We start from the raw sequence: 25,597 nt of genomic DNA, 5'->3' as shown, positions 1-25,597 counted from the left end.
CCACGCGGCAAGCCCCTCCACCGCCTGCGGCCGTCGGGACGGCCGTCCGCACTGGACTTGTGAGGACTCACGTGAGCTCGAAACCTGTCGTACTCATCGCTGAAGAGCTGTCGCCTGCCACGGTTGACGCCCTGGGACCGGATTTCGACATCCGGCACTGCAACGGCGCGGACCGCGCCGAACTCCTCCCCGCGATCGCCGATGTCGACGCCATCCTGGTGCGCTCCGCCACCAAGGTCGATGCCGAGGCCGTCGCCGCCGCGAAGAAGCTGAAGGTCGTCGCCCGTGCGGGCGTCGGTCTGGACAACGTCGACGTGTCCGCGGCCACCAAGGCCGGCGTGATGGTCGTCAACGCCCCGACGTCCAACATCGTCACCGCCGCCGAGCTGGCCTGCGGTCTGCTCGTCGCCACCGCGCGCAACATCCCGCAGGCCAACACCGCCCTCAAGAACGGCGAGTGGAAGCGCTCCAAGTACACCGGCGTCGAGCTGAGCGAGAAGACCCTCGGTGTCGTCGGCCTCGGCCGCATCGGCGTGCTGGTCGCGCAGCGCATGTCGGCCTTCGGCATGAAGATCGTCGCGTACGACCCCTACGTGCAGCCGGCCCGCGCCGCGCAGATGGGCGTCAAGCTCCTCACGCTGGACGAGCTGCTGGAAGTCTCCGACTTCATCACCGTGCACCTGCCGAAGACCCCCGAGACGCTCGGCCTGATCGGCGACGAGGCGCTGCACAAGGTGAAGCCCTCGGTGCGGATCGTCAACGCCGCGCGCGGCGGCATCGTCGACGAGGAGGCGCTCGCCTCCGCCCTCAAGGAGGGCCGCGTCGCCGGCGCCGGTCTCGACGTGTACGCGAAGGAGCCCTGCACGGACTCCCCGCTGTTCCAGTTCGACCAGGTCGTCTGCACCCCGCACCTCGGCGCCTCCACCGACGAGGCGCAGGAGAAGGCGGGCATCGCGGTCGCCAAGTCCGTCCGCCTCGCGCTCGCCGGTGAACTCGTGCCGGACGCGGTCAACGTGCAGGGCGGCGTCATCGCCGAGGACGTACGTCCTGGCCTGCCGCTCGCCGAGAAACTCGGCCGGATCTTCACCGCGCTCGCGGGCGAGGTCGCGGCCCGCCTCGATGTCGAGGTGTACGGCGAGATCACCCAGCACGACGTCAAGGTGCTCGAACTCTCCGCGCTCAAGGGCGTCTTCGAGGACGTCGTCGACGAGACGGTGTCCTACGTCAACGCCCCGCTCTTCGCGCAGGAGCGCGGTGTCGAGGTCCGCCTCACCACCAGCTCCGAGTCGCCGGACCACCGCAACGTGGTGACGGTCCGTGGCACGCTGGCGAGCGGCGAGGAGGTCGCGGTCTCCGGCACGCTGGCCGGCCCCAAGCACCTCCAGAAGATCGTCGCGATCGGCGAGCACGACGTGGACCTGGCGCTCGCCGACCACATGGTCGTCCTGCGGTACGAGGACCGTCCCGGTGTCGTCGGCGCGGTCGGCAAGATTCTCGGCGAGGCAGGTCTCAACATCGCCGGTATGCAGGTCTCGCGGGCGGCCGCGGGCGGCGAGGCGCTGGTCGTCCTCACCGTCGACGACGACGTCCCGGCAGCGGTCCTGAGCGAGATCGCCGAGGAGATCGGCGCTGCTTCGGCCCGCTCGGTGAACCTCACGGACTGATCGCAAACCCTGTGCAAGCCGGCGTACCCGGCATGTAGACGTGCGTCTTACACAAACGTCTGCATGCCGGGTACGCTGCTTTCATGGGACACCGTGAGGATCTGCTCGAAGGCGCCAAGCGCTGCCTGCTGGAGAAGGGGTACGCCCGGACGACGGCACGCGACATCGTCGCGGCCTCCGGCACCAACCTCGCCTCCATCGGTTACCACTACGGCTCCAAGGAGGCCCTGCTCAATCTCGCCTTCCTCCAGGTGACGGAGGAGTGGGGCGAGTTGCTCACCAAGCAGCCGGATGAGGCCGGGCGCGGCGACGGTTCCCCCCAGGCGCCTCTCGACCAGTTCCGCGACGTCTGGGAGCGGGTGATCGGCAGCTACGAACGGACACGTGCCGTCTGGCAACTCCAGATGGAGGTCGTGTCCCGGGTCGACTCCGACCCCGAGCTGCAGAAGGCCCTGGCGGGCCCGCAGCGCGAAGGCCGGAACGGGCTCGCCGAGAACATGCTGGGCATCGACCCGGAGACCGACCCGGAGCGGGCGCGGGTCGCCGGGCTGTTCTGTCAGGCCCTGCTGGCAGGCGTGATGGTGCAGTGGATGATGGACCGCGACTCGGCGCCGTCGGCGCAGGATTTGACGGACGGGCTGAAGGCGGTGCTCGAGGGGCGGGTGTCGTAGGCGATTGCGTGGACGCGGTCATGCCGTGTCCTCCATCCCCGGACGGGCTGAGATGTGACCGACCCGGCCCGGTCAGGCGCCGGGCGGTGGTGGCAAGGCCCGGCACAGCGCCTCGAGAGCCGCGGTGTACGCATGGTCCGGTGGCGTCGCATAGCCCACGACCAGGCCGTCCTCGGCGGGCATGGTGGCTGCCGGATGACGGAAGTCGGCGAGCGGGTCCAGGCCGAGGCCCTGCCAGGCGGCGGCCTTGACGGTGGAGCGTTCGGTGCCCGGCGGCAGCCGCAGGACGGCGTGCAGTCCGGCGGCGATGCCGGTGGGCGTGATGTGCGGGGCGTGTGCGGCCAGGGCGGCGACCAGCTGGTCACGGCGGTGCCGGTAGCGCTGCCTCATCCGGCGGATGTGCCGGTCGTAATGGCCGGATTCGATGAAGTCGGCGAACGCGAGCTGGTCCAGGACGCTCGCCCAGCCCTCGCGTTCCCCCTTGGCGGCCAGCACGGCGCCGACGAGGTGCTCGGGCAGCACCATCCAGCCCAGGCGAATGGCGGGGGAGAGGCTCTTGCTGACGGAGCCGAGGTGGACGACCCGGTCCGGACCGAGGCCCTGGACGGCTCCCACCGGCTCACGGTCGTAACGGAACTCCCCGTCGTAGTCGTCCTCCAGGACCAGACCGCCGCGGGTACGGGCCCAGTCGACCACGGCCGTACGCCGCTCCGGGTGCAGCGGACCGCCCGTCGGGAACTGGTGGGCCGGGGTGAGCAGCACACTCCGTACGCCCGGCAGGCCCGTCAACTCGCTGGTGCGGGCCCCGTGTTCGTCGAGCGTCAGCGGGACCGTACGGACCCCGGCGGCGACCAGCAGTGAACGGTGGAAGCCGAGCCCGTACGACTCCACCGCCAGTGGGCCGCGCAGCACACCGCCGCCGAACAGCAGCCGAAGGGCGTGCGCGAAGCCGGAGCAGATCACGATCCGTTCGGGGGAGCAGTGCACCCCGCGGACGCGCGCCAGATAGCCGGACAGCGCGCGGCGCAGCTCGATGCGGCCCTGTGGGTCACCGGGGCCGAAGGCGTCGTTCGGCGCGGCGTTCACGGCGCGGCGGGAGGCCGCGAGCCATGCGGTACGGGGGAAGGACGCGGCGTCCGGCTGCCCTTGACGAAGGTTGTGCACGGGCGGGGCCGGGCGGGACGGCGCCTTCTTCGGGATCCGGGCAGGGGCGGCGGCAGCGGCGCGGTGCGCGACCCGGGTGCCGGACCCCTGACGGGCGGTCAGCCAGCCCTCGGCGACCAGTTCGGCATAGGCGTCGGCGACGGTGTTACGGGCCAGGCCGAGGTCGGCGGCGAGCGAGCGGTAGGGCGGCAGCCGGGTGCCGGGCGGCAGCCGTCCCGCCCGGACCGCGTCGCGCAGCGCGCGGATGAGAACGGCCCGGCGACTGCCGGGTCCTGCCAGCTCCAGCAGCAGGTCACTGCCGATCCGCTCCGCCGAATTGACCCATGATTCCGACATCGGAATGCACCCTACGCGAGGTCACCTGGCTCCGTAACCTAGTGATCATGACGAACAGCGAAGCAGTCACCCGAACCGCCCGAGTCAACTTCGCCAAGGCCGCCCCGAAGGCGTTCAAGGCCCTCATAGGCTTCGACGCCGCCGCGCGGCAGGGCCTGGACCCTGCGCTCGTCGAACTGGTCCAGATCCGGTCCTCCCAGCTCAACGGGTGCGCGTACTGCCTGCACATGCACACCACGGACGCCCGCAAGGCGGGTGAGAGCGAGGAGCGGCTGCACATGGTCGCCGTCTGGCCGGAGGCCGCCCACTTCTTCACGGAGAAGGAACAGGCGGCACTCGCGCTCACCGAGGCCGTCACCCTGGTCTCCCGCGGCGGCGTCCCGGACGACGTCTACGCCCGCGCGGCGGCGCACTTCGACGAGCCCGAGCTGGCCGGGCTGCTGGCCCTGATCTTCACGATCAACACCTGGAACCGCATCGCCCTGAGCACCGCGAAGGTGGCGGGCACGGACGAGCGGTAGCCCATCGAACGGCGGCGCTCTCCGGCCTCGCCCCAGGGGGTGTCCGCCGAGGATGTCCAGCCCTCAGAGCCGCGCCCGCTTCAGGGCCAGGTGCAGCAGCAGCCGGTCCTCGCCGTCGGTCAGATCCAGACCGGTGAGCTGCTCGACCCGGGACAGCCGGTAGTACAGCGTCTGGCGGTGGATGCCGAGTTCGGCCGCCGTGCGGCTCGCCTGGCCCGCGCAGTCGAGAAACATCTCGGCGGTGCGGGCCAGGTCCGTGTGCGGCGGGGTGAGCAGGGGGCGCACCGCGGGATCCGGGGTGGTGTCCGCCGTCGGGGGGAGTGCGGTCAGCAGGCGGTACGGGCCGATGGCCGACCAGTCGGCGACCGGGCCGAAGCGCGACTCCGCAGCCGCCGCGCGGGCCGCCGCCGAGGCCTCGTGCCAGGCCGCGGCCAGCTCCGGCAGGCCCCGGCGCGGGACCGCGACCCCGGCCGTTGCGGTCCGTCCCGCGGTGGTGCGCAGCCGGTCCGCCGCCGCCGTCGCCGGGTCCAGTACGTCGGGGGAGCGCAGCCGGATCAGCGCGGCCAGCGACAGGGTGCCTGCCCCTGCCGGTGACGGGACCGTGGACAGCGCCGCCGCGGACGGCACCGTACGGGCCGACGGGGTCTCGTCCGGCCACGGGGTCACACAGACCACCGTGTGCAGCCCGTCCGCGTCCGAGCCCAGCGCCTCCCGCAGGGCGGCCACCGCCATGTCACGCTGCCAGCCCCGGCCGGCCGTCAGCACCGCGCCGAACTCCCGGGACAGATCCGCGCCGGCCCGCGCCTCGTCGGAGAGCAGCGCCCCGATCCTGGCCGCCACGTCCATCGCCGCGGTCAGCTGTCCGTCCGTCGGTCCGGGGTCCGCGTCGAGCAGCCACACGTAGCCGAGCACGACGCCCCGATGGCGTACCGGCAGGCAGATCCGGCCGCGGAACACCCCGGCCTCCGGGGCGGCGGGGATCCGGACCGGGCCGGTGGCGCGGGCGATGCCGAAGCCCTCGAACCAGGCGCGGACCGCGGGTGTGGAGCGACGGGTGAGGATCGACCGGGTGCGAACCGGGTCCATCGCCGTGTCGTCGTCGCTGTCGTGCGCCCCGAAGGCGACCAGGCCGAAGTCCCGGTTCTCCAGTGTCGCGGGGGCGCCGAGCAGCGCGGAGATCTCGTCGACCAGCTCCTGGTAATCGCCCTTCACCCGACCATTCTCCCACCCCTTCAGACATATGTCTGAGATCCAGGACATGGATGCGTGACAGCTGTCGATGGCACAGGATCGGAGGGATCCTTAGATTTCACGGTGGTTCTCCGTGCTGTACCGGTCTGATTCAGTTCCTGCCGGTACCGCCCTCGTTCATATCTTTCCGTTGGAGGTGCCCCGTGCTGGCTCCCGTGATCCTCGCTGCGTCGCGCAGTGACAAGATGCGCCGTTTCATTTCGGCTGCTCCGGGGACCAAGCAGGTCGTCGACCGGTTCATCGCCGGCGAGACGGTCGAGCAGGTCGTCCCGATCATCAAGGACGCCACCGGGAAGGGCCTCGAGGTCACCCTCGACGTCGTCGGCGAGGACATCACGACGCCCGAGCAGGCCACCGCCGCGCGCGACGCGTACCTGGAGCTGATCGACCGCCTGAAGGACCTCGGCCTGGGCACCAGGGCCGAGATGTCCATCAAGCTTTCGATGTTCGGCCAGGCGCTGGAGGGCGGCCACGAGATGGCGCTCGCCAACGTCCGCCCGGTCGTCGAGGCCGCCGCCGCGATCGGCACCACGGTCACCCTGGACGCCGAGGACCACACCACCCTCGACTCGATGTTCGCCATCCACGAGGAGCTGCGGAAGGACTTCCCGCAGACCGGCTGTGTCATCCAGGCCTACCTGTTCCGCACCGAGGACGACGCCCGCCGCCTCGCCGCCGCCGGCAGCCGCGTCCGCATCGTGAAGGGCGCCTACAAGGAGCCCGCCTCCGTGGCGTACCAGGACAAGGCCGAGATCGACAAGGCGTACGTCCGCATCCTGAAGACGCTCATGGAGGGCGAGGGCTACCCGATGATCGGGTCCCACGACCCGAGGCTCATCGCCATCGCGCAGGAGCTCGCCCGCAAGGCCGGGCGCAAACTGGACGAGTACGAGTTCCAGATGCTCTACGGGATCCGCAGCGACGAGCACATCCGGCTCGCGGCCGAGGGCCACCGGATGCGTGTCTACACCGCGTACGGCACCGACTGGTACGGCTACTTCATGCGCCGCCTCGCGGAGAAGCCGGCCAACCTGCTGTTCTTCGCCCGCTCCATCCTCACCAAGGGCTGACCCGCCCGCCCGCTGCCCCCACCCCGCTGAAGCAAGGAGACAAGGCACTCATGGACGCTGTGACCCAGGTCCCCGCGCCGGTCAACGAGCCGGTCCACTCCTACGCCCCGGGTTCCCCGGAGCGCGCCCGTCTGGAGGCGAAGCTCAAGGAGCTCGCCGAGAACCCGATCGACCTGCCGATGACCATCGGCGGCGAGAGGCGGATGGGTGGCGGCGAGCGTTTCGACGTCGTACAGCCGCACAACCACAAGGCCGTCATCGGTACGTTCGCCGGCGCCACCGAGCAGGACGCCCGGGACGCGATCGACGCCGCCCTCGCCGCCGCCCCGGCGTGGCGTGCGATGTCGTTCGACGACCGCGCCGCGATCATCCTGCGCGCCGCCGAGCTGCTGTCGGGCCCCTGGCGCGAGACGCTGGCCGCCTCGACCATGCTCGGCCAGTCGAAGACCGCTCAGCAGGCCGAGATCGACACCCCGTGCGAGCTCGTCGACTTCTGGCGCTTCAACGTGCACTACGCGCGCCAGATCCTGGCCGAGCAGCCCCCGGCCAACTCCCCGGGTGTGTGGAACCGCATGGACCACCGCCCGCTGGAGGGTTTCGTCTACGCGATCACGCCGTTCAACTTCACGGCCATCGCGGGCAATCTGCCCACCGCCCCCGCTCTCATGGGCAACGTCGTGGTGTGGAAGCCGTCCCCGACGCAGACCCACTCCGCCGTGCTGCTGATGCAGCTCCTGGAGGAGGCCGGTCTGCCCAAGGGCGTCATCAACCTGGTGACCGGCGACGGCATCGCCGTCTCCGAGGTCGCCCTGAACCACCGCGACCTGGCCGGTATCCACTTCACCGGCTCGACCCCGACCTTCCAGCACCTGTGGAAGACGGTCGGCAACAACATCGCCAACTACCGCACCTACCCGCGTCTGGTCGGCGAGACCGGCGGCAAGGACTTCGTCGTCGCGCACCCCAGCGCCGACCGCGCCGTCCTGAAGACCGCGCTGACCCGTGGCTCGTTCGAGTTCCAGGGCCAGAAGTGCTCGGCCTCCTCCCGGGCGTACGTCCCGGCCTCCATCTGGAACTCCGGTTTCAAGGAGGAGTTCGCGGCCGAGGTCGACTCCATCACCATGGGTGACGTCACCGACCTGTCGAACTTCATCGGCGCCGTCATCGACGAGCGTGCGTTCGCCAAGAACAAGGCCGCGATCGACCGGGCCGAGGCCGACGCGTCCTGCACCGTCGTCGCGGGTGGCACGTACGACGACTCGGTCGGCTACTTCGTCCGCCCGACGGTCATCGAGTGCGCCGACCCGGCCAACGAGGTCTTCACGACCGAGTACTTCGGCCCGATCCTCGCGGTCCACGTGTACGAGGACGACAAGTACGACGAGATGCTGGAGCAGATGGAGTCGGTCTCCGACTACGCGCTGACCGGCTCGGTCATCTCGGGCGACCGCGCCGCGGCCGCGTACACGATGGAGAAGCTCCGCTACGCGGCGGGCAACTTCTACATCAACGACAAGTCGACCGGTGCCGTCGTCGGCCAGCAGCCCTTCGGCGGTGGCCGTGCCTCGGGCACGAACGACAAGGCGGGCGCCCCGCAGAACCTGCAGCGCTGGACGCTGACCCGCGCCATCAAGGAGACGCTGGTCCCGCCGACCGACTACACCTACCCCCACCAGGGCTGACGCCCTCCGGGGTGCGGCGCACCCGCACCCCGCCACAGATCCCGCCCCCGTCCGGCTCCCCCAGTCGGACGGGGGCGGATTCCATTTCATGGGGCCAACTCTCGTTCGGCGCGCCACTCTTCGACACGTGGCAACTACTCAAATGCGCACCGAAGACCCGTTGGCGCAGGTGCCTGAGAGGCTGGGGGACATGACTGAGCCGTTGTGGCACACCGTGCACACCTACGAGCTGACCCCGACCGCCCGCGACGGGATCCGCGCCCTCCTCGACACCGCCTTCGAGGGCGGCTTCAGCGACGACGACTGGGACCACACCCTTGGCGGCATCCACACCTACGCACGCGACGGCAGTGGGCTCCTTGCGCACGGGAGTGTCGTCCAGCGCCGGGTGATCCACGCCCACCGCTCGTACCGCATCGGATATGTCGAGGGCGTGGCGGTCCGCGCCGACCGGCGGCGTGAGGGGCTCGGCGACCGGGTGATGACGGCGCTGGAGCGGGTCATCGACGGGGCTTACGCCTTCGGGGCACTGTCCGCCTCCGCCACCGGGGCCGCGCTGTACGCGGCGCGCGGCTGGCAGGTGTGGCAGGGGCAGATCGGCGTGCAGGGGCTGAGCGGCGTGGCGCCGCTGCCGGACGAGGAGGGCAGCACGTACGTCCGTGGCGCGGCCGGACGCCCGCTGCCCTCCACGTCCCGGAAGCTGATCTTCGACTGGCGCGACGGCGATGTGCTGTGACGGGACCCGCCGCAGCGCCCCCGCGTCCCGGACCGCGGGGGCGCTGCAAGCAGAAGAGACGCGGTTGCAGCTGCTGCGGGGCGGTGGGTCCGCAGGGCCTGACCGCCGGGGTGTGACCGTCAGGTCCTGACGGTCAGCCGCTGATGCTCGCCGCCCCCGTCTCGATGTGGCCCGTGTACCGGCGCGACCATGTGCTGTCCGCGTCGGCCGTGACCGTGAAGTCGTACCAGCCGTTCTGCCCGGCGACGGCGTTGAAGTAGTCCTCCGTGGAACCGCCCGCAGGCACGGTGTACGTCCACGGGCCGTCGGCACGGTAGTTGTTCGATCTGGTGGTGAACTTCACCGCTGCCGTGGACGCGTTGCACAGCCGGAACCGGATGGCGGTCCTGCCGCCTCGCCCGGGCCGGGGGAGGCCCTGCGGCAACGTGGCGACCGAGGACGACGGAGCGGTGCTCTCGATGTTGTCCCGTGGTCTCGGAATGGCGATCATGCCGCAGCTCTCCCTGGAGGGAGTACCCGCCAACGTCGGGATCACCGCTCTCGGACCGGCACGGCCGACCCGGTCCGTCGGCTGTGTCACCACCTCTGAGCAGGCACGATCGCCGGCCGTGCGGGCCCTGATCCGAGAACTGCGGGCGGGCGGCGCCAAACCTCCGTCTCAGATAGTAGGAAGTCCGAGTAATTGTGGAGACAGACCGGCCGGGCTGCCCTAGCTTTGTAGAAGCCGAACGTCTCGCTAGATCCAGCGACTGGCGGTCGTGAGCACGTGCCCCCATGCAGGCAACCCCTGCGGCATCCGCTCCCCGCCCCTTCCGGCGCCTCGAAATCCCGATCTCGAAATCACGTTCACGATTTTTCGATCTCGAAATCCTCGCGATCTCAAGGAGTCGATCCACCATGGCCGAGACGACTGTCCGCCGCGTCCGTCACACCCACCGCCCGACCGAGTCGGAGCGCCAGAATGCCGCCGCCGCCCTGCAGCGAGCCCTCGACCGCAGGGACAACGGCGGCTCCACCGGTCACTGAGACCGGCGGGCTTCAACTCATCCGCGGCTGATCTCGAAGTGGTCGATGCGCTCGCCCGACTCGGCGAGCGCGGTGACCTTCATCCGGGCGTGCCGCCCGGGCTCGACCTCGACCGCGAGGAACGAGAAGCCGGTGTAGCGCACCCGCGACCACTCCACGGTCTCGGTGGCCCTGCCGCCGCCCTTGACCACGTGGTACGTGTTCACGCTCTCCTGGTCCTTGACGTGCCCCTCGTACGTGTCCGGCGCCGGGAAGTCGTACAGCGCCTTGCCCGCGCCGCCCGCCGTGACGTACACGATGCCGTCCCGCGTCGGGTCGGTGCGCTCGCCGATCGGCACCTTCCGCGCGACCGCGTTCTTCAGGATCGCGTCGGTGCGCTCGTAGACGTGGTTGTGGCCGTTGATGACCAGGTCCACCTGGTGCTTCTCGAAGAGAGGTACCCAGGCGTCCCGCACCCCGCCGTCCGAGGCGTGCGCGTTGGTCGTCGAGAAGGCGCAGTGGTGGAAGAACACGACGATGAAGTCGATGTCGTGACGCGCCCGCAGCTCACCGAGGCGCCGGTCGAGCCAGCGGGTCTGTCCGCCGTCGCTGATCCCGAAGTTGGCGGGGATCTCGTACGAGACGTCGTTGGCGTCGAGCGCGACCACGCCGACGTTGCCGTGCACGAACGAGTAGGCGCCGGGCTGGCCCACCGGGTCGGGGCCGTTGTCCGGCAGTGACCAGCGGGCGTTCTGGCCGCCGTAGCCGTCCGGCGAGTACCAGGCCTCCATGTCGTGGTTGCCGGTGGTCACCATCCAGGGCACGGTCTTCGACACGGTTTCCGTCTGCGCCAGGAACTGGTCCCAGGTGCGGGCGTCGTACGTGTCGCTCGACTGGCCGGAACCGGACGGGTCGGCGTAGCAGATGTCGCCCGCGTGCAGGTGGAAGGCCGGGTGCTGGCCCAGGATCAGCTGGTCGTTGCCGAGGGCGTGGTAGCTGACACCCTGGTCGCCGAAGGCCGTGAAGGTGAAGCGCTCGGCGTGCGAGGGCGCGGTCGTGAAGGTACCGAGCGTGCCCAGGTTGCGAGTGTCGGCCGGGTCGAAGCCGTCGTGGCCGACGCCGTAGTAGTACGTCGTGCCGGGCTGCAGCCGGTCCAGTCCCGCGTGTACGTAGAGCTGCTCGGCGGCCGCGATCTTGCCGTCGTTGAGCAGCGGGGTCGTCAGATGCCGCACCTCGGCGTCGATCTTCCGGCTCAGCGCCCACGGCTTGAGCCCGATCCGGATGTACGGGCGCCCGACGGCGAACGGAACCTGCCAGGAGATCCGCATCTGCGTCTTCGGGTCGGCGCCGTACGCGAGATGCCGGCCGAACGGGGCGACCAGCGAACCGTCCACCTGAGTGGAGGAGCCGCGCGAGGAGAGCACGGTGGGCGCGGCGTAGGCGGGCGAGGCGGCGAGCCCGGTGGAGAGGCCGGCGCCGACGACGGCCGCGGTCGCCGCACCGGCGCGGAGCGCGCCACGCCGGGTGAGCCGGGTGCGCAGGTAGTCGTGCTGCTCAGCCATGCTCATTCGGTCGGCGAGCTTCTCGGGAATTCCGAAGCGAGGGATGTCCATGGCCCGAACATCCACCCGTCGGTTGACGCACTCCCGTCGAGTGCGTGAACGGTACACGTACAGCTCCCCATGTGTCCGTATGGTGGACGTAAAATGTCATGGGGTGGGACGAGCAGTAAGGTGCCGACATGTCTCGCAGCATCAATCTCGCAGTGATCCCTGGTGACGGTATCGGCCAGGAGGTCGTGGCTCAGGGCCTCAAGGTCCTCAATGCTGTTCTCCCGCAGGATGTGAAGCTGGAGACCAAGGAGTTCGACTTCGGCGCCAAGCGCTACCACGCGACCGGTGAGACCCTCACCGACGCGGATGCCCAGGCGCTCAAGCAGCACGACGCGATCCTGCTCGGCGCGATCGGTGACCCCTCGGTCCCGTCGGGTGTCCTGGAGCGCGGCTTCCTGCTGAAGCTCCGTTTCCTCTTCGACCACCATGTGAACCTGCGGCCGTCGAAGCTCCTTCCGGGTGTCGCGACCCCGCTCAAGGGTCAGCCGGAGATCGACTTCGTCGTGGTCCGCGAGGGCACCGAGGGCCCGTACACCGGCAACGGCGGCTCGATCCGCACCGGCACCCCGCACGAGGTCGCCACAGAGGTCTCGGTCAACACCGCGTTCGGTGTCGAGCGTGTGGTCCGTGACGCCTTCGCCCGCGCCCAGGCCCGCCCGCGCAAGAAGCTGACGCTGGTCCACAAGAACAACGTGCTGACCCATGCCGGGCACCTGTGGACCAACATCTTCAACAAGGTCGCGGCCGAGTTCCCGGACGTCACCACCGACTACCTGCACGTGGACGCGGCGACGATCTTCCTCGTCACGCAGCCCGAGCGCTTCGACGTGATCGTCACCGACAACCTCTTCGGCGACATCATCACCGACCTCGCCGCGGCCGTCTCCGGCGGCATCGGCGTCGCGGCCTCGGGCAACATCAACCCGAGCGGCGAGTTCCCCTCGATGTTCGAGCCGGTCCACGGCTCCGCCCCGGACATCGCGGGCCAGGGCAAGGCCGACCCCACGGCCGCGATCCTCTCCGTCGCCCTCCTGCTGCGCCACCTCGGCTACGAGGCCGAGGCCGTGCGCATCGAGGACGCCGTCTCCGCCGACCTCGCGGAACGTGGCGACACCCCTCGTACGACCTCGGAAATCGGCGACGCGCTCGCGGTACGCGTAGCCGGCTGACCCGACGACTCCACTTCGAAGCCGCCGGGTCGCAACCGCACCCGGCGGCTTCTCCTGTGTGGTCCCGGGTGCCACCATCGATCCCTGGACCGCATTCACGTCATTTCGTGCATGGCCCCCATCGAGCGATAATCGAACGGGGCCGTGGCTTGCGATGAAGCTCGGACGTCCTAGCACCTGTCTGACAGGAGCGGCGTGAGCGCGGTCCCTCACACACAAAACCGGTGAAGGACACGCACTCATGACGACGCCCACGATCGAGCTCAAGCCTTCTTCGACCCCGCTGTCCGGCGCGGAGCGCGAGGCGATCCTGGTCAACCCCGGATTCGGCCGCTACTTCACCGATCACATGGTGATCATCAAGTGGACCGAAGGCCGCGGCTGGCACGACGGCCAGCTAGTCCCCTACGGCCCGCTGTCGATCGACCCCGCCACCAACGTCCTGCACTACGCGCAGGAGATCTTCGAAGGGCTCAAGGCCTACCGCCAGCCCGACGGAACGGTGGCCACGTTCCGCCCCGAGGCCAACGCCAAGCGCTTCCAGCGCTCCGCGCACCGTCTCGCCATGCCCGAGCTGCCGGTGGAGACGTTCATCGAGGCGTGCGACGTGCTGGTCCAGCAGGACAAGGCATGGGTTCCGGCGCACGGCGGCGAGGAATCGCTCTACCTGCGCCCGTTCATGATCGCGTCCGAGGTCGGCCTCGGTGTGAAGCCCGCCAACGAGTACCTCTTCATCGTCATCGCCTCGCCCGCCGGCGCCTACTTCCCCGGTGGCGTGAAGCCGGTCTCCATCTGGCTCTCCGAGAACCGGGTCCGCGCCGTCCCCGGTGGCATGGGCGACGCCAAGACCGGCGGCAACTACGCCGCGTCCCTCCTCGCCCAGGCCGAGGCTGCCGAGAAGGGCTGCGAGCAGGTCGCCTACCTCGACGCGGTCGAGCACAAGTGGGTCGAGGAGCTCGGTGGCATGAACCTGTACTTCGTGTACGGGAACAAGATCGTCACCCCGGCCCTGACCGGCTCGCTGCTCGCCGGTGTCACCCGTGACTCCCTGCTCCGGGTCGCCCGTGACCTCGGCTACGAGTCCGAGGAGGGCCGCGTCTCCATCGACCAGTGGCGCGCCGACACCGAGAACGGCACCCTCACCGAGGTCTTCGCCTGCGGCACCGCCGCCGTCATCACGCCCGTCGGCATCGTCAAGTCCGCGGGCGGCGAGTGGACCCAGAGTGACGGCAAGCCCGGCGAGGTCACGATGAAGCTGCGCGACCGGCTCCTCGACGTCCAGCGTGGTATCGCGGAAGACACTCACGGCTGGATGCACCCGCTCGGGTGATTCACGGTCCCGTACGACTTCGCCCGCCCCGGCAGCCGCCAGGGCGGGCGAAGTCGTTTCTGCGTGCGGACGCCCCACGGGCCGGTAGCCCCGAGCGGACGGATGACGGGACGGGGTCGCGTGGAGCGCTCCGCCGGTTCCGGGACGGTCTCGACCCCGCGCTGTTCCACCGGCATGAGGCGACCCCCAGTCCGACGATTTGAGTGCCGCTCTATGTGACCTCGGGTACGGTGCTTTGCCGATGGTTCTCACACGGGGAATTCATGATTAGAGTGATGCTCAAACAGGAGGTGTGGTGACGTGCGACTGACCCCGACCGAGCGTGACCGGCTGCTGCTCTTCGGCGCCGCCGAACTGGCACGGGCGCGCCGCGCGCGTGGACTGAGGCTCAATATCCCCGAGGCGACCGCGCTCATCGCGGACACCGTCTGCGAGGCGGCCCGGGACGGGCGGCGACTCGCGGAGGCGATCGAGGCCGCGCGCAGCGTGCTGGGACCCGACGACGTCCTGCCCGGCGTGGCGGACGTGGTCACGGAGGTGCATGTGGAGGCCGTCTTCGACGACGGTTCCCGGCTCGCCGTCGTCTCCGACCCCATAGGCGCCGGCACCGGAGTCCGGCCGGCGGACGCCGCGCCCGGCGCCGTACTGCCCGCACCGCCGCACGCCGAGCCCCGGCCCGAACTGCGGCTGACCGTGCGCAACACCGCGACCGTCCCGGTCAGCGTCACCTCGCACTTCCACTTCTTCGAGGCCAACCCGCGGCTCGACTTCGACCGGGCCGCGGCGTACGGAATGCGGCTGTGCGTCCCCGCCGGAGCGTCGGTCCGCTTCGATCCGGGTGGCGAGACCGAGGTCGGCCTGCTGCCGATCGGTGGTGCCCGGATCGCGATCGGCTTCGCGGGCCTGGTCGACGGTCCGCTGGACGCGCCCGGAGCGAAGGAAGAGGCCCTGCGGCGTGCGGCGGCCTGCGGCTATCTCGGGGCGGAGGACGCCTGATGGACCCCTACGCATACGCATCGGTCCACGGGCCGCGCGCCGGCGACCGGGTCGTCCTCGGCGACTCCGGCCTGGTGGTGCGCGTCGAGTCGGACGCGCAGGCGCCCGGCGACGAGTTCCTGGCCGGCTTCGGCAAGACCGCGCGCGACGGCCTGCACCTCAAGGCCGCCGCCGTACGCGACACCTGTGACGTCGTCATCAGCAATGTGCTGGTCATCGACGCGGCGCTGGGCATCCGGAAGGTCTCCATCGGCATCCGCGAAGGCCGGATCTGCTCGATCGGACGAGCCGGGAACCCGGACACGCTCGACGGTGTGGACGTCGTCGTCGGTACGGGTACCACGATCGTGTCCGGCGAGGGCATGATCGCGACGGCCGGCGCCGTCGACACCCATGTCCATCTGCTCTCGCCGCGCATCATGGAGGCCTCGCTCGCCTCCGGTGTCACCACCGTCATCGGCCAGGAGTTCGGCCCCGTCTGGGGCGTCGGAGTCAACTCGCCGTGGGCGCTGCGCCACGCCTTCAACGCCTTCGACGCGTGGCCGGTCAACATCGGCTTCCTGGCCCGCGGTTCGTCCTCCGACGACGCGCCGCTGGTGGAGGCGCTCGCCGAAGGCGGCGCGTCCGGCTTCAAGGTGCACGAGGACATGGGCGCGCACACCCGGGCGCTCGACACGGCCCTGCGGGTCGCCGAGGAACACGACGTACAGGTCGCCCTCCACAGCGACGGGCTGAACGAATGTCTCTCCGTCGAGGACACCCTGCGGGTCCTGGACGGCCGGACGATCCACGCCTTCCACATCGAGGGCTGCGGTGGCGGCCACGTACCGAACGTCCTCAAGATGGCGGGCGTCCCGAACGTGATCGGCTCCTCCACCAACCCGACCCTTCCGTTCGGCCGGGACGCGGTCGCCGAGCACTACGGGATGATCGTCTCCGTCCACGACCTCAAGACCGACCTGCCCGGGGACGCCGCGATGGCGCGGGACCGGATCAGGGCCGGGACGATGGGTGCCGAGGACGTGCTGCACGACCTCGGCGCGATCGGCATCACCTCGTCGGACGCCCAGGGGATGGGGCGCGCGGGCGAGACCGTGCGCCGCACCTTCGCCATGGCCGGGAAGATGAAGGCCGAGCTGGGCCCGATGGAGGGCGACGGCGCGCACGACGACAACGCCCGGGTGCTGCGCTACATGGCGAAGCTGACGATCAACCCCGCCATCGCACACGGTCTCGCGCAGGAGATCGGATCGATCGAGGTGGGCAAGCTCGCCGACATCGTGCTCTGGAAGCCGCAGTACTTCGGGGCGAAGCCGCAGCTCGTGCTCAAGTCGGGCTTCCCGGCCTACGGAGTGACGGGAGACCCCAACGCCGCGACCGACACCTGTGAACCCCTCGTCCTGGGACCGCAGTTCGGGGCGTACGGGGCGACCCCCGCGGACCTCTCGGTGGCCTTCGTGGCAAAGGCCGCGACCGATCTGGGCTCCGACCTGATGCCGACACGACGGCGCAGGGTCGCCGTTCGCGGCACCCGTGGGATCGGTCCGGCCGATCTCCGGCTCAACTCCCGTATCGGGGACGTGGCGGTGGACGGGCACAGCGGGCTGGTCACGCTGGACGGTGACCCGGTGCGCTCCGGACCCGCCGAATCGATCTCCCTCAACCGCCTCTATTTCCTGTAAGAACGAGGAGTCCGACGACATGACCTTCCGTATGCCGCCCGAGTGGGCCCCGCACGAGCGCACCTGGATGGCCTGGCCGGGGCCCAACGTCACGTTCACCGGTGGCGACCTCGCCGAGTCCCGCAGGGCATGGGCCTCGGTGGCCCGCGCCGTACGCCGCTTCGAACCGGTCACCATGGTCGTCGGTCCCGGCCAGGCGGAGGGCGCCCGCGCCGCACTCGGCCCGGACATCGACCTGGTCGAGCGCGAACTGGACGACGCCTGGATGCGTGACATCGGTCCGACCTTCGTCACCGACGGCAGCCGACTGGCCGCCGTGGACTGGGTCTTCAACGGCTGGGGCGCACAGGACTGGGCGACCTGGGAACACGATGCGAAGATCGCCCGCCATGTCGCGGATCTCGCAGGGGTCCCCGTGCACAGTTCGCCGCTGGTCAACGAGGGCGGCGGCATCCACGTCGACGGTGAGGGCACCGTCCTGCTCACCGAGACCGTCCAACTCGGCAAGGAACGCAACCCGGGCTGGACCAAGGAAATGGTCGAGGCCGAGATCCACGCCAGGCTGGGCACCACGAAGGCGATCTGGCTGAAGTGCGGTCTGACCGGTGACTACCCGCCGCACGGCTTCGGCACCCTCGGCCATGTCGACATCGTCGCCGCGTTCGCCGGCCCCGGAGTCGTAGTCGTCCACACCCAGCCGGACCCGTCCCACCCCGACCACGAGCTCTGCAAGGAGAACGTGGAGATGCTCAGGTCGCGGACCGACGCCCGGGGCCGTCACCTGGAGGTCGTCGAGGTCCCTGCCCCGACCGTGGTGCGGGACGAGGACGGTCACTGGGTCGACTACTCGTACATCAACCACTACGTCTGCAACGGCGGCCTGGTGCTGTGCGGATTCGACGACCCCCGCGACGAGATCGCCGCGGGTATTTTCCGCCGCCTCTACCCCGAGCGGACCGTGACCCTGGTCGACGCACGTACGATCTTCGCGGGTGGTGGAGGCATCCACTGCATCACGCAGCAGCAGCCGAGGGTCTGATGGATTTCATGGAGAGCGACGTCCGGCACGCCGCACAGGGTCAGGCGCTCCGGCGCATCCACCCGGTGCCGGACGGCTGGACCGTGGGAGCCCTCCGATGACCCCCGGCCCGCGCCGCCGCAACACCGCCCCGCCCAGGGAGGAGGTGCTGGCCGCGGCCATGGCCACCATCGCCGAACGCGGTCTGGACGGCCTCACCATGGCCGGTCTCGGCCGTGAGGTCTCCATGAGCAGCGGGCATCTCCTCTACTACTTCCGCACCAAGGACGAGCTGCTGCTGCAGGCCCTGGAGTGGAGCGAGGGCAGGCTCGGCGCACAGCGCAGGGAACTGCTGGCCCGGCAGATCCCGGTCCGCGAGCGGCTCGACGCGTACGTCGATCTGTACATCCCCGACGGTCACCGCGATCCGCACTGGACGCTCTGGCTGGAGGTCTGGAACCGCTCGCAGAACGCAGACGCCGACGCGCGTGCCCGGCAGGCCGCGATCGAGCGGGCCTGGCACCGGGACCTGGTGGCGCTGCTGGCGGAGGGCGCCTCGCTCGGGGAGTTCCGGGCCGTCGACGCCGAGCGGTACGCGACCCGGCTGCGCGCCCTGCTCGACGGGTTCAGCATCCATGTGGCGATCGGCCTGCCGGGCACCGACCGGGGCGGAATCCTCGCCCATGTACGGGAGTTCCTGGACGATTCGCTGGCCTGACGCCGCCGCCCGTCACCGTTGCGGCAGCCGGCTTCCTGTGGGCTGCGGGGTCGTGGTCGCGCCGGTGCCCGCAGGGGGCGAGGAGCCGCCGGCCGGGTTGTCGCCGCCGATGGCGCGCAGCGGCACGACCAGCCCCAGCGCCACCACCACCACCGCGCCGACGGCGATAACGGCGGGTCGGTGGGCGGCTGCGAGGTCACCGCGGATCCCTACCGCCGGCAACCGCGCCGCCCCGTCGCCGATCGGGTGGACCGGACCGCCGCCGCCGATGCGGCTGTTCGCCCGGCCGTGAACGCAACGCACGTAAGTACGCATGATCGTTGCCCTATGCACTCTTGTTACGTTCCTGGCCGTTGGGGCACGGTGACAGACCATGGGACGAGAGCAGTGGAAGAAAATCTGGGTCGGCTCCGCCGGCAACATGGTCGAGTGGTTCGACTGGTTCGTGTACGCGACCTTCGCGGTCTACTTCGCGGACTCGTTCTTCCCCGAAGGCAATGAGACCGCGAATCTCATGAACACCATGGGCATCTTCGCCGTCGGCTTCTTCATGCGACCGGTCGGCGGCTGGCTGCTCGGCCGGATCGGTGACCGCAGGGGACGCAAGGCCGCGCTGACCCTCACCGTCACCCTCATGTCGGCCTCCGCGATCCTCATCGCCATCGCGCCGACCTACGCCGTGGCGGGGTACGGCGGCGTCGCCGTCCTGCTGGTGGCCCGGCTCCTCCAGGGCCTCTCGGTCGGTGGCGAGTACGCAGCCAGCGCCACCTACCTCACCGAGGCGTCCGCACCCCACCGGCGCGGCTTCGCCTCCAGCTTCCAGTACGTGTCCATGACCGCCGGACAGCTCGTCGGACTCGGCCTGCAGATCGTTCTGCAGCGCAACATGTCCGACGCGGCGCTGCACAGCTGGGGCTGGCGCATCCCGTTCGTCGTCGGTGCGCTCGGCGCGGCCATCGTCTTCTATCTGCGCCGCTCCATGCTGGAGACCGAGGTGTACGCCGAGTCCGGCGCGGCCGCCCAGCAGGACCGGGGCACGCTGAAGGCGCTGTGGAAGCACAAGCGCGAGGCGTTCCTTGTGATGGCGCTGACCATGGGAGGGACCGTCGCGTACTACACGTACACGACATACCTCACCAAGTTCCTCTCCAAGAGCGCCGGCATGGAGAAGTCCACCGCCTCGCTCGTCAGCTTCTGCGCCCTGTTCGTCTTCATGTGCATCCAGCCGCTGGCCGGCATGGTCTCCGACCGGGTCGGCCGCCGCCCGCTGCTGATCACCTTCGCCGTCGGTTCCACGTTCCTGACCGTGCCGATCATGACGATGCTCAAGAACGCGGGGACCTTCTGGCCCGCGTTCGGCCTGGCGCTGCTCGCTCTGGTCGTCGTCACCGGCTACACGTCGATCAATGCCTGCGTGAAGGCCGAGCTCTTCCCGACCGGCATCCGCGCACTCGGGGTCGCCCTCCCGTACGCCCTCGCCAACGCCCTCTTCGGCGGCACCGCCGAATATGTGGCGCTCTGGTTCAAGGACGCGGGCATCGAGTCGGGCTTCTACTGGTACGTGGCGGGCTGCGCCGCGGTCTCCCTCGTCGTCTATCTGACGATGCGCGAGACCCGCGACATCGACCTGGGCCGGGTCGGCGCGGCAGACCGGAAGACCGGGCAGGCGACGGAGCCGTCCAGGGCGACGAGCGTCACGCCCGCATCCTGAGACGGGCAACGGCACGGAGGCGGTGCTGTGCGAGACTGCCTCTGTGTCCTTGTTCGTCATGATTATTGGCAACAGGCGCGCCGGTCCGCAGTGACCGTTCCGTACCACCAGATGCGGAGCGGCCACCGTGCCCCAGACCCGCGCGCAGACCTCTCGCACCCGCGAGGGGTTTTTTCGTTTTCCGGCCCTCACCTCGGCCGGGCCGATGCGCGCGCGATGATGGGGGCAAGTGGAGCCCGATCGTCCGGATCCACTCATCCGACAGGAGTCAGATCAGCATGACCACCAAGGCCAAGGCCACCGATGACAGCTTCCATGTCTTCGACACCACACTGCGCGACGGTGCACAGCGTGAAGGCATCAACCTGACGGTCGCGGACAAGCTGACCATTGCCCGGCACCTGGACAACTTCGGCGTGGGCTTCATCGAGGGCGGCTGGCCCGGAGCCAACCCCCGCGACACGGAGTTCTTCGCCCGCGCCCAGCAGGAGATCGAGTTCAAGAACGCCGAGCTGGTCGCCTTCGGTGCGACCCGCAGAGCGGGCGGCAAGGCCTCCGAGGACCCGCAGGTCAAGGCGTTGCTGGAGTCGGGCGCCCCGGTGATCACGCTGGTCGCCAAGTCGCACGACCGGCATGTGGAACTCGCGCTGCGCACCACGCTCGACGAGAACCTGGAGATGGTCCGCGACACCGTCTCCTACCTGCGCGAACAGGGCCGCCGGGTCTTCGTCGACTGCGAGCACTTCTTCGACGGCTACCGCGCCAATCCCGAGTACGCCAAGGACGTCGTCCGGGCCGCCTCCGAGGCCGGCGCCGATGTCGTCATCCTCTGTGACACCAACGGCGGGATGCTCCCCGCCCAGATCCAGGCCGTCGTCTCCACCGTCCTCGCCGACACCGGCGCCCGGCTCGGCATCCACACCCAGGACGACACCGGCTGCGCGGTCGCCAACACCCTGGCCGCTGTCGACGCGGGCGTGACGCACGTCCAGTGCACCGCGAACGGGTACGGCGAGCGGGTCGGCAACGCCAATCTCTTCCCCGTCGTCGCCGCCCTGGAACTGAAGTACGGCAAGGCAGTCCTCCCCGACGGTGCACTCGCCGACATGACCCGCATCTCGCACGCCATCGCCGAGGTCGTCAACCTCACGCCCTCCACGCATCAGCCCTATGTGGGTGTCTCCGCCTTCGCCCACAAGGCCGGGCTGCACGCCTCCGCCATCAAGGTCGACCCGGACCTCTACCAGCACATCGACCCGGCGCTGGTCGGCAACACCATGCGGATGCTCGTCTCCGACATGGCGGGCCGCGCCTCCATCGAGCTCAAGGGCAAGGAGCTCGGCATCGACCTCGGGGGCGACCGCGAGCTCGTCGGGCGCGTCGTCGAGCGGGTCAAGGAGCGTGAGCTCAAGGGCTACACGTACGAGGCCGCCGACGCCTCGTTCGAACTGCTGCTGCGCGCCGAGGTCGAGGGCCGGGTACGCCGCTACTTCCGTACGGAGTCCTGGCGCGCGATCGTCGAGGACCGCCCCGACGGCACCCACGCCAACGAGGCGACCGTGAAGGTCTGGGCCAAGGGTGAGCGTCTCGTCGCCACGGCCGAGGGCAACGGCCCGGTCAACGCACTCGACCGGGCGCTGCGCGTCGCCCTGGAGCGGATCTACCCGCAGCTCGCCAAGTTGGAGCTGGTCGACTACAAGGTCCGCATCCTGGAGGGCCGCACCGGCACCGAGTCCACCACCCGGGTGCTCATCACCACGGGCGACGGCACCGGCGACTGGGCGACCGTCGGCGTCGCGGAGAACGTCATCGCGGCGTCCTGGCAGGCGCTGGAGGACGCGTACACCTACGGCCTGCTGCGGGCCGGGGTCGAGCCCGCGGAGTAGCCGCCCCGGCCAGGGGCGGACCCACGGAGCAGTCTCCGCGGGCCCGCCCCTCCCCCCGGACAGATCGGCCCTGTTACTGGAGATGCCACTTCTGGTTGGCGGCTCCTGTGCAGGTCCAGATCTGGGCACGGGCCCCGTTCGCCGTCGACTGGTCGGTGATGTCCAGACACTTGTCCGCGGCCGTGTTGACGACGTCACCCGTCGAGGAGTTGTACGTCCAGCGCTGCGCCGACGAACCGTTGCAGGTGTACAGCTGCACCTTTGCTCCGTTGGCCGTCGACGCGGACGTCACATCCAGGCAGGAGCCCAGCGACTGGATGGAACCGTCCGCTGCGACCGTCCAGCGCTGTGCCGCCGAGCCGTTGCAGTCATAGAGCTGGACGGCCGACCCGTCGGCGCTGCTGCCGCCCGCGACGTCCAGGCACTTGCCCGCAGGGCCCGAGAAGACGCCCGAGGTGCCGATGGAGCCGGACGGACTACCGGACCAGGTGAAGGTCGCCGAGGTGCGGCCCGGCAGCGAGTAGGTGAACTTCTGGCCGCCCCAGTTGACGGTGATCTGCTGCGCCGACGTACCGCCGTTGTACGCGATCAGCGCCTTCGAACCGTCCGGGTTGCGCCAGGCCACATTGGGCACGGTGGAGCTGGCCGTCGAGGCGATCCGCTGCGCGCCGGGCCGGACGAACTTCGTCAGATGGCCCATCGTGTAGTACTCGATGTTGTAGTCGACCTGCCCGCTCCTGCTGTCCCCGTTGTGTACGGTGATCAGCCCGTCGCAGGTGCCGCAGCCGCCGTTGTGCGGACCCCGGTTCTGGTCCACGGCCAGGGACCACTTGGTCACCGACTTCGCCCAGTTACGGGTGTAGTCGACGATGTTGAGCATGTCCTCGCGCTGCTGGTCGGCGATCCAGGTGCCGCCGGAGTGCTCGGTCTGGAAGGCGTCCATCGCCGGGTACTGGTTGTGCACGGTCGTCTGCTTGGTGACGTCACCGCCGTAGCCGTGCCAGGCGACCCCGCCGAAGTTCGGGTGGTTGCGCACCGCCGGGTCGTCCACCGTGGCCGCCGCGTAGGCGTCGTAGGTGTCCCAGTTCCAGTCGTGGGCGAGGACCTTGGTGGCGAGCCCGGCGGACTGGAGTTTCGGCAGCAGTTCGGTCTTGGTGAAGTAGGCGAGCCCAGAGCCGTTCCAGCTCATCGACGGATAGCCGGAACAGCAGGTCGGCTCGTTCTGTGCGGTGACGTAATCGACCGGAACGCCCTGGTCCCTGTACGCCTGGAGGTACTTCACGAAGTAGTCGGCGTAGGCGCCGTAGTTCTCCGCCTTGAGCCAGCCGCCGTTCAGCTGGCCGCTGTCCTTCATCCAGGCCGGCGCGGTCCACGGCGACGCGACCGTCGTCAGCGCCGGGTTGAGCTGCTTGGCCTGCTCGGTCAGCGGGAGCACGTCCTCCAGATCGTGTGCGATCGAGAATTTCGCCAGCGACGGGTCGGTCTGGCCGGACGGTACGTCGTCGTACGTGTAGCCGGTCCTGGCGAGGTCCGAGCCGCCCATCGGATTGCGTACGAACGAGAGCCCGATGCCTTCGGTGGGGGAGAACAGCTTCTTCATCGTCGCGTCGCGGGTCGCCTGACTGAGCGCCCCGCTGCTCTTCATCAAGTACGCGGCCGTGTCGGTGAACGAGGCGCCGCCGCCCGTGAACGTCTGGTAGCGGGTGTTCTCGTCGACCGTGATGTTCGTACCGCTGCCACCGTTCCCGGAGCCGAAGGCGATCGGGGCCTGGGCTTCCAGGCCACGGGTGACATGCCGGCCACCGGCGTCGTCCGTCGTGGTCAGCGCGATGTTCACGGTCTCTCCGGCGGCCTGCGCCGTACCGGACGAGAGCCCGCTGAGACCCGCGGTCGCGAGCACTGCGGCGACGAGTGCGCGAGCCGCTCTGCTTGAGCTGATCATGGGCTGCTGCCTTTCTCGGCAGGGACTGTGGGGGAGTTGCCATCGATCGAGGCGTGAGTGAACTGCCGTTGCGGGCGCGCGTCAAGGGGGCGCGCGTTCATGACTTGAACGCGCAACGCGTCCTGCCTGCTGGGGATATGGGTACGGACCAATGTCGACGTGAAGTATTGACGGCACTGTTCCAGCGGGGTTAACTCACGCCGCAACGCCGGTACCGGTTCCGGAACCGGTTGCGGTACCGGTACCGCACCCCTGTTCCGCCTTGTCCCGGAGGCCCCCGATGCGTGTCACCATCGCCGATGTCGCCCGTGAGGCCGGCGTCAGCAAGACGACCGTCTCCCGGGTCATCAACGCCAAGGGCGAGGTGGACGGTTCAACGGCGGCCCGTGTTCGCGAAGTGATCGCACAGCTCGGTTACGTGCCCAGCTCGGGCGCCGTCGGACTGGCCCGCGGCAGCAGCCGTACGGTCGGCATGCTGGTGCCCTCGCTCGCCTGGCCGTGGATGGGCGAAGTACTCCAAGGTGTCGTCGACACCGTCGAGGCCGCCGACTACGGGCTGCTGCTCTTCACCTGCAACCGGGGTGCCGAGTCCGTGGAGCGCTTCACCAGCCAGGTGTCGGCGCGTGCCTTCGACGGACTCGTCGTCGTCGAACCCGAGAACACCCTCGACCACCTCACCGCACTGCACCGCGGTGGCCTGCCGATCGTGCTCATCGACGATCGCGGCCACCACCCCGAGTTCCCCTCCGTCGTGACCACCAATCACGAAGGAGGCGCGTCCGCCGCCCGCCATCTGCTGGCCGCCGGACGCACCAGGCCCCTGGTTCTCACGGGCCCCCAGCACTTCGGCTGTGTACGCGACCGGCTGGACGGATTCCGTACGGTCCTGCCGACCGATCTCGTCGTGCACGGGGACTTCACCGAACGGTCCGGCCGGCAGGCCGTGGAACAACTCCTCACCGAAGGCGCGGAGTTCGACTCGGTCTTCGCGCACAACGACATCAGCGCGGCGGGCGTGCTGCGGGCGTTGCGCGCGGCCGGCCGGTCGGTGCCCGACGACATCGCCGTGGTCGGCTTCGACGACATCCCGATGGCCGAGCACACCGAACCACCGCTGACCACCGTGCGCCAGCCCACCCGGCAGATGGGTGAGACGGCCGCGCGGCTGCTGCTCTCCCATCTCGGCGGCACGGCCACCCCCGACGGACCGGTCGTGCTGCCCACCGAACTGGTCGTGCGCCTCTCGGCGCCGTAGCGGTCCCGCCGGGCTCCCTCCCGGCCGCCGCACCTCTTGTCGCCTACGCGCCTCCCCGCGCACCCTCGGCACCACCCGCTCCACCCGCTCCACCCGCTCCACCCGCTCCACCCGCTCCACCCGCACCATCCGTACCCGGCGCGCCGAGCGCCGACCGCCCTCCGTCCCGGATCCTCA

General features: G+C 69.8%; 22 protein-coding genes and 1 pseudogene. 17 read left to right on the top strand and 6 right to left on the bottom strand.

Translation table 11 applies throughout. From position 1 onward, the window contains the following. The first annotated feature begins 71 nt into the window (after positions 1-71). Positions 72-1,664, top strand: coding sequence for a phosphoglycerate dehydrogenase (serA, locus tag ACIA8E_RS00840; protein ID WP_030971280.1), 1,593 nt, complete (start codon positions 72-74; stop codon positions 1,662-1,664). An 83-nt stretch (positions 1,665-1,747) separates the two neighbouring features. Then, the gene (locus tag ACIA8E_RS00835) at positions 1,748-2,335 is read left to right on the top strand and encodes a TetR/AcrR family transcriptional regulator (RefSeq protein ID WP_399292865.1); all 588 of its coding nucleotides are present in this window, start codon (positions 1,748-1,750) and stop codon (positions 2,333-2,335) included. 72 nt (positions 2,336-2,407) lie between these two features. Here the strand turns inward: ACIA8E_RS00835 and ACIA8E_RS00830 are convergent, their stop codons facing one another. Further along, a complete protein-coding gene (locus ACIA8E_RS00830) occupies positions 2,408-3,835 on the bottom strand; it encodes a PLP-dependent aminotransferase family protein (RefSeq protein WP_399292863.1) in 1,428 nt (475 codons plus the stop codon). A 47-nt stretch (positions 3,836-3,882) separates the two neighbouring features. Here ACIA8E_RS00830 and ACIA8E_RS00825 point away from each other — a divergent pair, with 47 nt between their 5' ends. Next, positions 3,883-4,356 (top strand): carboxymuconolactone decarboxylase family protein, encoded by a 474-nt coding sequence (locus ACIA8E_RS00825; RefSeq protein WP_399292861.1) that lies wholly within the window; start codon positions 3,883-3,885, stop codon positions 4,354-4,356. 63 nt (positions 4,357-4,419) lie between these two features. On the opposite strand, the gene ACIA8E_RS00820 is transcribed toward ACIA8E_RS00825, so the two are convergent. Continuing rightward, positions 4,420-5,568: a PucR family transcriptional regulator gene (locus tag ACIA8E_RS00820; RefSeq protein ID WP_399292859.1), complete on the bottom strand. Its 1,149-nt coding sequence runs from the start codon at positions 5,566-5,568 to the stop codon at positions 4,420-4,422. A gap of 182 nt (positions 5,569-5,750) precedes the next feature. Between ACIA8E_RS00820 and ACIA8E_RS00815 the strand changes: the two genes are divergently transcribed. From ACIA8E_RS00815 to ACIA8E_RS00805, 3 genes are all read left to right on the top strand, one after another. Beyond that, positions 5,751-6,677 (top strand): proline dehydrogenase family protein, encoded by a 927-nt coding sequence (locus ACIA8E_RS00815; RefSeq protein ID WP_267001528.1) that lies wholly within the window; start codon positions 5,751-5,753, stop codon positions 6,675-6,677. A gap of 50 nt (positions 6,678-6,727) precedes the next feature. Next, complete coding sequence (gene pruA, locus ACIA8E_RS00810; RefSeq protein WP_399292857.1) at positions 6,728-8,359, top strand: L-glutamate gamma-semialdehyde dehydrogenase; 1,632 nt, start codon at positions 6,728-6,730, stop codon at positions 8,357-8,359. A gap of 190 nt (positions 8,360-8,549) precedes the next feature. Next, positions 8,550-9,095 (top strand): GNAT family N-acetyltransferase, encoded by a 546-nt coding sequence (locus tag ACIA8E_RS00805; RefSeq protein ID WP_399292855.1) that lies wholly within the window; start codon positions 8,550-8,552, stop codon positions 9,093-9,095. 133 nt (positions 9,096-9,228) lie between these two features. On the opposite strand, the gene ACIA8E_RS00800 is transcribed toward ACIA8E_RS00805, so the two are convergent. After that, on the bottom strand, positions 9,229-9,585 hold the full coding sequence (locus ACIA8E_RS00800) for a phospholipase domain-containing protein (protein ID WP_399292853.1): 357 nt from the start codon (positions 9,583-9,585) through the stop codon (positions 9,229-9,231). Between ACIA8E_RS00800 and ACIA8E_RS00795 the strand changes: the two are divergent. Then, positions 9,521-9,808 (top strand): annotated as a pseudogene (locus ACIA8E_RS00795) (LysR substrate-binding domain-containing protein); the annotation flags it as partial. The gene ACIA8E_RS00800 and the pseudogene ACIA8E_RS00795 sit on opposite strands and share 65 nt — an antisense overlap. Before the next feature lie 184 nt (positions 9,809-9,992). Next, positions 9,993-10,121 (top strand): hypothetical protein, encoded by a 129-nt coding sequence (locus ACIA8E_RS00790; RefSeq protein ID WP_093772350.1) that lies wholly within the window; start codon positions 9,993-9,995, stop codon positions 10,119-10,121. A 17-nt stretch (positions 10,122-10,138) separates the two neighbouring features. On the opposite strand, the gene ACIA8E_RS00785 is transcribed toward ACIA8E_RS00790, so the two are convergent. Then, the gene (locus tag ACIA8E_RS00785) at positions 10,139-11,713 is read right to left on the bottom strand and encodes a purple acid phosphatase family protein (protein WP_399292851.1); all 1,575 of its coding nucleotides are present in this window, start codon (positions 11,711-11,713) and stop codon (positions 10,139-10,141) included. Positions 11,714-11,841: 128 nt separating this feature from the next. On the opposite strand from ACIA8E_RS00785, the gene ACIA8E_RS00780 reads away from it, so the two are divergent. The 6 genes from ACIA8E_RS00780 (at position 11,842) to ACIA8E_RS00755 (ending at position 18,626) form a co-directional block, all read left to right on the top strand. Then, positions 11,842-12,882, top strand: coding sequence for a 3-isopropylmalate dehydrogenase (locus ACIA8E_RS00780; RefSeq protein WP_399292849.1), 1,041 nt, complete (start codon positions 11,842-11,844; stop codon positions 12,880-12,882). A 241-nt stretch (positions 12,883-13,123) separates the two neighbouring features. Beyond that, entirely contained in the window at positions 13,124-14,212 is a 1,089-nt protein-coding gene (locus tag ACIA8E_RS00775) for a branched-chain amino acid aminotransferase (protein ID WP_399292847.1), read from the top strand. 300 nt (positions 14,213-14,512) lie between these two features. After that, positions 14,513-15,208, top strand: coding sequence for an urease subunit gamma (gene ureA, locus ACIA8E_RS00770; RefSeq protein ID WP_356391558.1), 696 nt, complete (start codon positions 14,513-14,515; stop codon positions 15,206-15,208). Continuing rightward, positions 15,208-16,890 (top strand): urease subunit alpha, encoded by a 1,683-nt coding sequence (locus tag ACIA8E_RS00765; protein ID WP_399292845.1) that lies wholly within the window; start codon positions 15,208-15,210, stop codon positions 16,888-16,890. The genes ureA and ACIA8E_RS00765 overlap by 1 nt, the downstream gene beginning before the upstream one ends. A gap of 19 nt (positions 16,891-16,909) precedes the next feature. Further along, the gene (locus ACIA8E_RS00760; protein ID WP_399292843.1) at positions 16,910-17,929 is read left to right on the top strand and encodes an agmatine/peptidylarginine deiminase; all 1,020 of its coding nucleotides are present in this window, start codon (positions 16,910-16,912) and stop codon (positions 17,927-17,929) included. A gap of 97 nt (positions 17,930-18,026) precedes the next feature. Continuing rightward, complete coding sequence (locus tag ACIA8E_RS00755) at positions 18,027-18,626, top strand: TetR/AcrR family transcriptional regulator (RefSeq protein WP_399292841.1); 600 nt, start codon at positions 18,027-18,029, stop codon at positions 18,624-18,626. Positions 18,627-18,638: 12 nt separating this feature from the next. On the opposite strand, the gene ACIA8E_RS00750 is transcribed toward ACIA8E_RS00755, so the two are convergent. Next, on the bottom strand, positions 18,639-18,941 hold the full coding sequence (locus ACIA8E_RS00750) for a hypothetical protein (RefSeq protein ID WP_399292839.1): 303 nt from the start codon (positions 18,939-18,941) through the stop codon (positions 18,639-18,641). Between the two features lie 58 nt (positions 18,942-18,999). Between ACIA8E_RS00750 and ACIA8E_RS00745 the strand changes: the two genes are divergently transcribed. Together ACIA8E_RS00745 and cimA are read left to right on the top strand one after the other, a co-directional pair. Next, positions 19,000-20,337 (top strand): MFS transporter, encoded by a 1,338-nt coding sequence (locus tag ACIA8E_RS00745; protein WP_399292837.1) that lies wholly within the window; start codon positions 19,000-19,002, stop codon positions 20,335-20,337. Between the two features lie 278 nt (positions 20,338-20,615). Beyond that, a complete protein-coding gene (gene cimA, locus ACIA8E_RS00740; RefSeq protein WP_399292835.1) occupies positions 20,616-22,223 on the top strand; it encodes a citramalate synthase in 1,608 nt (535 codons plus the stop codon). 73 nt (positions 22,224-22,296) lie between these two features. On the opposite strand, the gene ACIA8E_RS00735 is transcribed toward cimA, so the two are convergent. Then, the gene (locus ACIA8E_RS00735) at positions 22,297-24,165 is read right to left on the bottom strand and encodes a ricin-type beta-trefoil lectin domain protein (protein ID WP_399292833.1); all 1,869 of its coding nucleotides are present in this window, start codon (positions 24,163-24,165) and stop codon (positions 22,297-22,299) included. A 280-nt stretch (positions 24,166-24,445) separates the two neighbouring features. Between ACIA8E_RS00735 and ACIA8E_RS00730 the strand changes: the two genes are divergently transcribed. Then, positions 24,446-25,420 (top strand): LacI family DNA-binding transcriptional regulator, encoded by a 975-nt coding sequence (locus ACIA8E_RS00730; RefSeq protein WP_399292831.1) that lies wholly within the window; start codon positions 24,446-24,448, stop codon positions 25,418-25,420. Positions 25,421-25,597: the final 177 nt, after the last annotated feature.

The sequence above is a fragment of the Streptomyces sp. NPDC051664 genome, from assembly GCF_044453545.1.
Lineage (GTDB): Bacteria > Actinomycetota > Actinomycetes > Streptomycetales > Streptomycetaceae > Streptomyces.
Note: the sequence above shows the minus strand (reverse complement) of the source record. Positions and strands in the feature narration are given on the sequence as shown.

Coding starts and splice junctions, on each gene's coding strand:
- ACIA8E_RS00835 (WP_399292865.1), top strand. CDS start 1,748: ATGGGACACCGTGAGGATCTGCTCGAAGGCGCCAAGCGCTGCCTGCTG.
- ACIA8E_RS00830 (WP_399292863.1), bottom strand. CDS start 3,835: ATGTCGGAATCATGGGTCAATTCGGCGGAGCGGATCGGCAGTGACCTG.
- ACIA8E_RS00825 (WP_399292861.1), top strand. CDS start 3,883: ATGACGAACAGCGAAGCAGTCACCCGAACCGCCCGAGTCAACTTCGCC.
- pruA (WP_399292857.1), top strand. CDS start 6,728: ATGGACGCTGTGACCCAGGTCCCCGCGCCGGTCAACGAGCCGGTCCAC.
- ACIA8E_RS00805 (WP_399292855.1), top strand. CDS start 8,550: ATGACTGAGCCGTTGTGGCACACCGTGCACACCTACGAGCTGACCCCG.
- ACIA8E_RS00800 (WP_399292853.1), bottom strand. CDS start 9,585: ATGATCGCCATTCCGAGACCACGGGACAACATCGAGAGCACCGCTCCG.
- ACIA8E_RS00790 (WP_093772350.1), top strand. CDS start 9,993: ATGGCCGAGACGACTGTCCGCCGCGTCCGTCACACCCACCGCCCGACC.
- ACIA8E_RS00785 (WP_399292851.1), bottom strand. CDS start 11,713: ATGGACATCCCTCGCTTCGGAATTCCCGAGAAGCTCGCCGACCGAATG.
- ACIA8E_RS00780 (WP_399292849.1), top strand. CDS start 11,842: ATGTCTCGCAGCATCAATCTCGCAGTGATCCCTGGTGACGGTATCGGC.
- ACIA8E_RS00775 (WP_399292847.1), top strand. CDS start 13,124: ATGACGACGCCCACGATCGAGCTCAAGCCTTCTTCGACCCCGCTGTCC.
- ACIA8E_RS00765 (WP_399292845.1), top strand. CDS start 15,208: ATGGACCCCTACGCATACGCATCGGTCCACGGGCCGCGCGCCGGCGAC.
- ACIA8E_RS00760 (WP_399292843.1), top strand. CDS start 16,910: ATGACCTTCCGTATGCCGCCCGAGTGGGCCCCGCACGAGCGCACCTGG.
- ACIA8E_RS00755 (WP_399292841.1), top strand. CDS start 18,027: ATGACCCCCGGCCCGCGCCGCCGCAACACCGCCCCGCCCAGGGAGGAG.
- ACIA8E_RS00750 (WP_399292839.1), bottom strand. CDS start 18,941: ATGCGTACTTACGTGCGTTGCGTTCACGGCCGGGCGAACAGCCGCATC.
- ACIA8E_RS00745 (WP_399292837.1), top strand. CDS start 19,000: ATGGGACGAGAGCAGTGGAAGAAAATCTGGGTCGGCTCCGCCGGCAAC.
- cimA (WP_399292835.1), top strand. CDS start 20,616: ATGACCACCAAGGCCAAGGCCACCGATGACAGCTTCCATGTCTTCGAC.
- ACIA8E_RS00735 (WP_399292833.1), bottom strand. CDS start 24,165: ATGATCAGCTCAAGCAGAGCGGCTCGCGCACTCGTCGCCGCAGTGCTC.
- ACIA8E_RS00730 (WP_399292831.1), top strand. CDS start 24,446: ATGCGTGTCACCATCGCCGATGTCGCCCGTGAGGCCGGCGTCAGCAAG.